Consider the following 8,943-nt stretch of genomic DNA (forward strand, 5'->3'; position numbering starts at 1 on the left):
TGGTCGTGCCTGTGGCCGACATCTGTGAAGGCGACTCTCTGTCCACGTGGATGCTAGCGGAGCAGGGCGAGTCGAATGAATGCAAGGAGAATTGCTGTGTCGCGTAGACGCGTCGTAATTACCGGTATGGGCATGCTATCGCCGCTGGGTAACGATGTGCCAAGCAGCTGGCAGGGGATTCTCGCCGGCCGCAGTGGTATTGGCCTGATAGAGCATATGGACCTTTCCGCCTATTCCACTCGCTTTGGCGGATCAGTCAAGAATTTCGATGTCGAGCAGTATTTGCCGGCAAAAGAAGCTCGCAAGCTCGACCTTTTTATCCAGTACGGACTGGCTGCCAGTTTTCAGGCAGTACGTGATTCCGGACTGGAAATTTCCGACGCCAACCGCGAGCGTGTTGGCGTCGCCATGGGCTCGGGCATTGGCGGCCTGACCAATATCGAAAACAGCTGCAAGGCGTTGATCGAGCAAGGGCCGCGCCGAATTTCCCCCTTTTTCGTGCCTGGCTCGATTATCAACATGATCTCGGGCTTTCTATCGATTCATCTAGGTCTGCAAGGCCCGAACTACGCCATCGCTACAGCCTGTACTACGGGTACGCATTGCATCGGTATGGCTGCACGCAACATCGCTTATGGCGAAGCGGACGTAATGGTTGCAGGCGGCTCGGAAATGGCGGCTAGCGGGCTTGGCATCGGCGGGTTCGCGGCAGCTCGCGCGTTGTCTACGCGTAACGACGATCCTGCGTCAGCCAGCCGCCCATGGGACAAGGATCGGGATGGCTTCGTACTGTCCGATGGTGCCGGTGCGCTGGTACTAGAGGAGCTCGAGCATGCCAAAGCACGTGGCGCAAAGATTTACGCTGAGCTGATCGGCTTCGGCATGAGTGCCGATGCCTTCCACATGACCTCGCCTCCGGATGATGGCTCGGGCGCTGCCCGCTGCATTCGCAACGCGATTGTAGATGCACGAATCGACCCCACCCAGGTTGATTACATCAACGCTCATGGCACCTCGACTCCAGCCGGCGACAAGGCCGAGGCCGCTGCGATCAGGACGGTATTCGGGGATCACGCATACGATCTGTCGGTCAGTTCGACCAAATCAATGGTTGGTCATCTGCTGGGCGCTGCAGGCGCCGTTGAGGCGATCTTCAGTGTGCTTGCCATCCGCGACCAGGTGGCGCCGCCGACAATCAATCTTGATGAACCCGGCGAGGGATGCGACCTTGATTTCGTTCCGCATGAGGCTAAGCCGCGGACAATCGATATCTCCGTCTCCAACTCCTTTGGTTTCGGTGGTACCAACGGATCGCTAGTGTTCCGCCGGTTCACGGAGTGACGTTGAGCTGGGTCGATGGGCAGCCGGCTGAAGGGCTGCCCATTCATGATCGAGCGCTTGCGTACGGCGACGGTTTGTTTGAGACGATCAAGGTGGTGCGTGGCCGGCCCGAGCTGTTCGATCGGCATTTGGAGCGGCTGACACTCGGCTGCGAGCGCCTGGCGATCCCCTGTGACATTGACCTCCTGAGCCGTCAGCTTCGCGCTTTCAGTGCCGAGCTTGGCGGCGGGGTTGCTAAGCTCATTGTCAGTCGGGGGGAGGGCAGAAGGGGCTACGCTCCGCCCACACCTTGTCAGCCTCGCACCGTCATTACGGGCTCGCCCCTGCCGCATTACCCGAAAGCACATGCTGAACAGGGCGTGCATCTCTTCCCTTGTACGACCCGTCTTGCCGAACAGCCGATTCTGGCCGGGCTGAAACACCTCAATCGTCTGGAGCAAGTGCTGGCTCGCGCCGAGTGGCAGGATCCTGCGTTCGCCGAAGGCCTGATGCGCGACACCTCTGGGCGGATTATCGAAGGCGTCTTCAGCAACCTGTTCATCGTCGAGTCGAACCTGTTGGTGACGCCGTCCCTCGTGCGCAGCGGCGTCGCGGGGGTCATGCGCGCAGAGGTGCTGGAGCGAGCGCGGCAAGCTGGCGTGTCGACCCAGATCGCCGATCTTTCGCTCGAACAGCTATATCGCGCGGACGAGGTGTTCCTGTGTAACAGCCTGTACGGCATCTGGCCTGTACGCCAATTGGACGCCCGCGTATGGCCGGTAGGGGCTCTCACACGTAAACTTCAACGCCTGGTGGCTGATCTGTCGAGCGATACGTGATTCGAAAACTGTCTTTTGCGCTCATCGGCGCGTTGCTGGTCGCTGCCTTGGCGCTCGGTCTGGTCTTCTGGAAGCTACATGCCGCTTTGGGGCAACCGTTGCAGCTAGATGCAGCGCAAACGCTCGAGGTCCAGCCCGGAGATACGCCTAGCGGCTTGTTTCAACGGTTGGAGCGAGACGGAGTCCTGGACGACTCGTTTTGGTTGCGGCTGCACTGGCGGCTGAAGCTCTCCGGGCATACCTTGCACAGCGGCGAGTATCAGTTGCGGCCTGAAATGACTGCCGGCGATATGATCGGGCTATGGCAGCGAGGCGAGGTTGTGCAGCACACGCTGACCATCGTAGAAGGATGGAACTTTCGTCAGGTACGCGCTGCGTTGGCGGCGCTCCCTACGGTTCAGCAGACGATAGATGGCCAGTCGGATGACGAGGTCATGCAGCGGCTCGGTCAAGCGGGCTTGCACCCCGAGGGGCGTTTTTTTCCGGACACCTACAGTTTCACCCGAGGTGTCACTGATCTAGAGTTGCTCCAGCGCGCCTATTCGCGGCTGGAGACAGTGCTGGCTGAAGAATGGCAACAGCGTAGCGAAGGCTTGCCCTATCAAGACGCCTATGAGGCGCTGATCATGGCTTCAATCATTGAAAAGGAAACCGGGATACCGTCAGAGCGCGGCGAGATCGCCGGTGTTTTCGTGCGCCGGCTGGAGCAAGGCATGCTGCTACAGACTGACCCGACGGTGATCTATGGCATGGGCGAGAAGTATAAGGGGCGTATCACCCGCAGTGATTTGCGTCGGCCGACCCCCTACAACACCTATACGATCAGCGGCTTACCGCCGACGCCGATTGCCATGGTTGGCCGCGAAGCGATTCACGCTGCGCTGCATCCGGTTGAAGGAAAAAGCCTCTACTTCGTCGCGCGGGGTGATGGCAGTCATGTATTCAGTAATTCCTTGAGCGAGCACAATCGCGCGGTGCGTGAATATCAACTCAAGCGCCGAGCTGACTATCGTTCCAGTCCTCCGCCCCGACAAGCTCCGGTGCCCATCGAGAATGCCCAGTGACAGGACTCTTTATTACGTTGGAAGGGCCCGAAGGTGCGGGCAAGAGCACTAATCGCGAATACCTCGCACAGCGCCTGCGCGACCGCGGCCTTGATGTCGTATTGACGCGCGAGCCCGGGGGCACGCCATTGGCTGAGCGCATTCGTGAGCTGCTGCTGGCTCCTGCAGACGAGCCGATGAACAGCGATACGGAACTGCTGCTGGTGTTTGCAGCGCGCGCGCAGCACCTTGCTCAGGTCATACGCCCCGCACTTGGGCGTGGAGCCGTGGTCCTGTGCGACCGTTTCACCGATGCCACCTATGCCTACCAGGGCGGTGGGCGTGGGCTCTCCAGTCAGCGCATCGAGCAGTTGGAGAGCTTCGTGCAGGGGGAGATGCGTCCGGATCTGACGCTGATTTTCGATTTGCCGGTCGAGGTAGGTCTGAGCCGTGCTGCCGCGCGCGGGCGCCTTGACCGATTCGAACAAGAGGGGCTCGGATTCTTCGAGGCCGTGCGCAGCACTTATCTCAATCGCGCTCGAGACGACCGGCAGCGCTATCGTATTGTCGATGCGAGTCAGTCCCTGACCGCCGTGCAGCAGGATCTGGACGAGCTCTTGCCTGAGGTGTTGGAGCGTGCACTTGGCTGACGGCGTTCTTCCATGGCAGGCTGATCTCTGGCATTCACTGGCAGCTCGTCAGCAGCATGCTCACGCGTATTTGCTGCATGGCCCCGCAGGCATCGGCAAGCGGGCGTTAGCCGACCAGCTCATGGCACTTCTGCTCTGTCAGCGACCTTCCGCGCATCGCGCCTGTGGCAGCTGTAAAGGCTGCCTGTTACTCGCAGCTCATACCCATCCGGACCATTACGTCCTGGAGCCCGAGGAGGTCGACAAGGCTATCCGGGTCGATCAGGTCCGGCAGTTGGTAGGGTTCGTTACCCAAACCGCTCAGCTTGGCGGGCGCAAGGTGGTGCTGCTCGAGCCGGCCGAGGCGATGAACCTGAACGCTGCCAACGCATTGCTCAAGAGCCTCGAAGAGCCGGCAGGCGATACCGTACTGCTGCTGATCAGTCATCAACCCAGCCGGTTGCTGCCGACGATCAAGAGTCGCTGCGTGCAGCAAAGTTGCCCATTGCCCAGGCGCCAGCAGAGCCTTGATTGGCTGGCCGCCAAACTGCCTGACGTGTCGTCCTCGCAGCGAGAAGAGCTACTCACATTGTCTGCAAACTCGCCTTTGTCAGCACTCAAGCTGCACGATGGCGGCGTCCTCGATATGCGGGTGCGAGTGGTTGAAGGGGTAAAGAAGCTACTCAAACGGCAGCAATCACCCAGTCAGCTGGCCGAGGCGTGGAACCCGCATTCGCTGATCCTTTTGTTTGACTGGTTTTGCGAGTGGGCGCATTTGATATTGCGCTTTCAGATGAGCGGTGATGAAAGTGGCCTTGGCGCGGCCGATATGCAGAAGGTGGTTCAGTATCTGGCGGAGAAGTCGTCACCTGACCGACTGCTGGCGTTGCAGGACTGGCTGCTTGCCCACCGGCAGAAAGTGTTGGGCAAAGCCAACCTTAACCGTGTCTTGCTTCTCGAAGCGCTCCTGGTGCAGTGGGCAAGCTTGCCCGGGCCAAGCTAGAATCCATCGGAACTGTTGTTAGGAATATTGCATGAGCTTGCCTGCAAACCTTGGTCCGCGTAACGGCATTCTGTCCCTGACCATCAAGGACAAGTCGGTGCTCTATGCCGCGTTCATGCCGTTCATCAAGCATGGCGGGTTGTTCATTCCCACCAACAAGAGTTACAAGCTCGGCGATGAAGTGTTCATGTTGCTGAGCCTGATGGATGAGCCAGAGAAGATACCGGTTGCCGGCAAGGTCGTGTGGATCACCCCCAAGGGCGCTCAAGGCAACCGCGCGGCGGGCGTTGGCGTGCAGTTCAATGAGGGCGACTCGACTGCTCGCAACAAGATCGAAACCTATCTGGCTGGCGCGATGAAATCCGACCGTCCGACGCACACCATGTAGCTTCATCTTCGGCGGTTGCCTATTCGCTGTACCGCTTCTGGCTGCGGCTTTTCGCCCGCCGCCAACCTGACCTGACCGCGTTGACTGCGACCAGTTAGCTACTTTGCTCTACAATCGCGGGTTTTAGGTTCGGACACTTTTCCATGCTGATCGACTCGCATTGCCACCTGGATCGTCTCGATCTCGCCTCCTACGACGGCTCCCTTGATGCGGCATTGGATGCTGCGCGTCAGCGTGGCGTTGGGCACTTCCTCTGTATTGGCGTCAGTGCCGAGAACGCAGCAGCGGTCAAGGCGCTCGCGCAGCGCTATGAAGATGTCGACTGTTCGGTGGGTGTGCATCCGCTGGACCTTAAGCCCGGCGCCGAGCCAGCGCTGGGCTGGTTGCTGCAAGAGCTTGACGCCCCCGGCGTTGTGGCAATCGGCGAAACCGGGCTCGATTACCACTACGAGCCCGAAGCTGCCGAGCTGCAGCAACAGTCGTTCCGCCTGCATCTCGAGGCCGCACGGATCTGCGGAAAGCCAGTCATCGTGCACACCCGTGCGGCGCGTGCCGACACGCTGGCTCTGCTTCGCGAAGCAGCGTTGCCCCAGGCCGGCGTGCTGCATTGCTTCACCGAAGACTGGGATATGGCCCAGGCGGCCTTGGATCTCGGGTTCTATATCTCACTATCCGGCATCGTGACATTCCGCAACGCCGAAGCCCTTCGCGATGTTGCTCGCCGTGTTCCAGCGGATCGCCTGCTGGTGGAAACGGATTCGCCGTACCTGGCCCCAGTCCCCCATCGTGGTAAACCAAACCTGCCGCAGTATGTGCGTGAGGTTGCCGAGTACCTTGCCGAGTTGCGTGGGGTCGGTTTCGAGGCGTTGGCCGCGCAGACCACAGACAATTTCAAACGGCTGTTTCCCTTGGCTCGCGTCATCAACTGAAGCACGTGAGTGCTTGCAAAACGGCGTGCGTGGCGGGCCTTATCCACAGATGCGGTGTACAATCCGCGCCGCTTCACGCCTGCCGGCTACGGCATGCGGATACGACGGCTTGGGTTGGCGCTCAAGCATAGCCGGCCGTCAGTCTCGTCATTTCTTCGTCACAGACCAAACAAGGTGACGCCATGTCCAGCGATACGCTGCACACCGGACCGCTCCAACGCGGCCTGAAAAACCGGCACATCCAGCTGATCGCGCTCGGCGGCGCTATCGGAACGGGCCTCTTCCTCGGATCGGCTGGCGTGCTGCGCAGTGCGGGTCCTTCGATGATTCTCGGCTATGCCATCGGTGGGATGATCGCGTTTCTGATCATGCGGCAACTTGGCGAAATGATCGTCGAGGAACCGGTTGCCGGATCCTTCAGCCATTTTGCGCACAAATACTGGGCACCCTACGCGGGGTTTCTGTCCGGTTGGAACTACTGGGTGCTTTATGTACTGGTGGGAATGGCCGAACTGACTGCGGTTGGCAAGTACGTCCAGTTCTGGTGGCCGGAGATGCCGACCTGGGCCACTGCTGCGGTTTTTTTCGTGCTAATCAATCTGATCAATCTGGTCAACGTGAAGACCTTTGGCGAGACCGAATTCTGGTTTGCGATCATCAAGGTCGGCGCCATTATCGGCATGATCGCGCTCGGCCTGTACTTGCTGCTGAGCGGAGCAGGGGGCGAACAAGCTGCGCTCAGTAACCTCTGGAGCCACGGGGGGTTCTTCCCCAATGGCGTCAGTGGGATGGTCATGGCCTTGGCAATTATCATGTTTTCCTTTGGCGGCCTGGAACTGGTGGGGATCACCGCAGCTGAAGCATCCGATCCGAAGACGGTCATACCCAAAGCCATCAATCAGGTCGTTTACCGGATTCTGATCTTCTACATCGGCGCGCTCAGCGTTCTGCTGGCGCTCTATCCATGGGACAGCCTGCTGGAAACGCTGGGCTCTGCCGGCGACCCCTACAGTGGCAGCCCTTTCGTGCAGATTTTTTCACTGATCGGCAGCGACACGGCGGCGCACATCCTCAACTTCGTGGTGCTGACAGCTGCCCTCTCGGTTTATAACAGCGGCGTGTACTGCAACAGCCGCATGCTTTACGGGCTGGCAGAGCAGGGCGATGCGCCAAAGGTACTGATGATGGTGAATCGACGTGGAGTGCCGGTGCTGGCAATCGCTCTTTCGGCGCTGGTCACCATGCTCTGCGTGCTGGTGAACTACCTGCTGCCGCAAACAGCCCTCGAATTACTCATGTCGCTGGTGGTAGCAGCGCTGCTGATCAATTGGGCGATGATCAGCCTCGCTCACTTGAAGTTCCGCAAAGCGATGAAGGCGCAAGGGATCGAACCTTCGTTCAAAGCTTTCTGGTACCCGTTCAGTAATTACCTTTGCTTGGCGTTCGTCGCATTGATTGCGGCGATCATGCTGTCGATGCCCGGTCTGCAAACGTCCATCATCGCCATGCCGTTCTGGGTGCTGTTTATCTGGATATGCTTCCGGTTGCGGCGTGCGAGCCTTCGTGTAGCGCACGCCGAAACCTGAGTCGCGGGCAAAAAAAACCCGGCGTCGCGAGGAGCCGGGTCAAGACCATTAGGAGTATGAGGTCACGTTCCTCGCTCCCTCAGCTGGCCGAGCATTGGGGGGATTGCGCGGCCAGTGATTGAAGTATTGGTCCGGATCGCCGACCCTGCTGGGCGAATACAAGGATTCTTAAACGGATTTGGAATAGTCGTACAAAGGCTGATCGCTCACTTTGCGAGCAGACGGTGAATGACCGCCAAACTTTGCTCGATGACCTCTGGTCGCGTGTAGAAATGCGGCGAGAGCCTCACTCCTCCACCACGAAGCGCACAGACGATCTGCTCCTGTTTAAGGTGATGGAACAGCGTTGGGTTATCCATCCCATCGATGCTGAAGGTCAAGATTCCGGCTCGCCGCGCTGGATCGGTTGGGCTCAGTAATGCGACACCCGGCATGGTTGATAGCTCGTGCTGAAGATGATCGACGCGTTCAGCCAGCGCCGCGCCCACTGCAACCATCCCCAGTTCTTCCAGCAAGGACAGGCTTGCGTCCAGTGCCATTGCACCGAGCAGGTTCGGGCTGCCGCACTCAAAGCGCCGCGCACTGGAGGCCGGCTGCCAGTCGCTACGGTCATAATCACCGGCGTGCTCGAGCATATGCCAGCCGTATTCATGTAGCTTGAGCTGGCTGCGCAAGTCGCTTCGGCAATAGAACACACCCAAGCCTTCCGGGCCCAACAGCCATTTATGTCCGTCCGCCATGGCGAATGCACACCGGTACTGTTGAACATCGAATGGCAGCGCGCCCAGCTGCTGGATTGCATCGATGCACAGCAGTACGCCCCGTTGTTCACAGCCTTCACCGAGTCGCGGCAGATCGAGCCGCAGGCCGCTTGCATACTGCACCGCGCTGATCGCCAGCAAGCGCACATTCGGTCCGCAGGCAGCGAGCAGATCGCCTTCGGGGTCCTTGCCCTTGAGGCTGACCTGAATGACCTCGACTCCCTGCGGCTGCAACGCCTCCCAAACCACACGGTTGGAGGGAAATTCCTCGTCGCTGATGACGATCTGGTCCCCTGGTTGCCAATCCAGCCCAAAGGCCACGAACGAAAGCGCTTCCGAGGTGTTTTTGACCAGCGCGATGTCCGCAGGGGTTGGTGCGTTGAGCAATCTGGTCAGGCGGTTTCGCAGGCGGGTTTCGACCGCTAACCATTGCGGATAGTCGCGC

Annotated in this window: 9 protein-coding genes; 8 read left to right on the forward strand and 1 reads right to left on the reverse strand. The window is 59.5% G+C overall.

The window, feature by feature from the left end; all coding sequences use genetic code 11:
- Positions 1 to 96 precede the first annotated feature (96 nt).
- The 8 genes from fabF to PSTU_RS0118415 all read left to right on the forward strand — a co-directional run bounded on the left by fabF (position 97) and on the right by PSTU_RS0118415 (position 7,737).
- Positions 97 to 1,341: a beta-ketoacyl-ACP synthase II gene (fabF, locus tag PSTU_RS0118380; protein ID WP_019342484.1), complete on the forward strand. Its 1,245-nt coding sequence runs from the start codon at positions 97 to 99 to the stop codon at positions 1,339 to 1,341.
- A 2-nt stretch (positions 1,342 to 1,343) separates the two neighbouring features.
- On the forward strand, positions 1,344 to 2,159 hold the full coding sequence (gene pabC, locus PSTU_RS0118385) for an aminodeoxychorismate lyase (protein WP_019342485.1): 816 nt from the start codon (positions 1,344 to 1,346) through the stop codon (positions 2,157 to 2,159).
- Entirely contained in the window at positions 2,156 to 3,223 is a 1,068-nt protein-coding gene (gene mltG / locus PSTU_RS0118390) for an endolytic transglycosylase MltG (RefSeq protein WP_019342486.1), read from the forward strand. Before pabC ends, mltG begins: the two co-directional genes overlap by 4 nt.
- Positions 3,220 to 3,852 carry a dTMP kinase gene (gene tmk / locus PSTU_RS0118395; protein WP_019342487.1) on the forward strand — a complete coding sequence of 211 codons (633 nt, stop codon included), beginning with the start codon at positions 3,220 to 3,222 and terminating at the stop codon, positions 3,850 to 3,852. Before mltG ends, tmk begins: the two co-directional genes overlap by 4 nt.
- Positions 3,845 to 4,834: a DNA polymerase III subunit delta' gene (locus tag PSTU_RS0118400; protein ID WP_019342488.1), complete on the forward strand. Its 990-nt coding sequence runs from the start codon at positions 3,845 to 3,847 to the stop codon at positions 4,832 to 4,834. The genes tmk and PSTU_RS0118400 overlap by 8 nt, the downstream gene beginning before the upstream one ends.
- Positions 4,835 to 4,865: 31 nt before the next feature.
- Positions 4,866 to 5,222 (forward strand): PilZ domain-containing protein, encoded by a 357-nt coding sequence (locus PSTU_RS0118405; protein ID WP_019342489.1) that lies wholly within the window; start codon positions 4,866 to 4,868, stop codon positions 5,220 to 5,222.
- Between the two features lie 143 nt (positions 5,223 to 5,365).
- Positions 5,366 to 6,151, forward strand: coding sequence for a TatD family hydrolase (locus tag PSTU_RS0118410; protein ID WP_019342490.1), 786 nt, complete (start codon positions 5,366 to 5,368; stop codon positions 6,149 to 6,151).
- A gap of 182 nt (positions 6,152 to 6,333) precedes the next feature.
- Positions 6,334 to 7,737, forward strand: a complete 1,404-nt coding sequence (locus PSTU_RS0118415) for an amino acid permease (RefSeq protein WP_019342491.1) — start codon at positions 6,334 to 6,336, stop codon at positions 7,735 to 7,737.
- A 206-nt stretch (positions 7,738 to 7,943) separates the two neighbouring features.
- On the opposite strand, the gene PSTU_RS0118420 is transcribed toward PSTU_RS0118415, so the two are convergent.
- On the reverse strand, positions 7,944 to 8,943 hold a 1,000-nt coding region (locus PSTU_RS0118420), incomplete at its 5' end, for an aminotransferase class V-fold PLP-dependent enzyme (protein WP_019342492.1).

This window comes from Stutzerimonas stutzeri SDM-LAC (assembly GCF_000235745.1).
In the GTDB taxonomy this organism is placed as follows: Bacteria; Pseudomonadota; Gammaproteobacteria; order Pseudomonadales; family Pseudomonadaceae; genus Stutzerimonas; species Stutzerimonas stutzeri_H.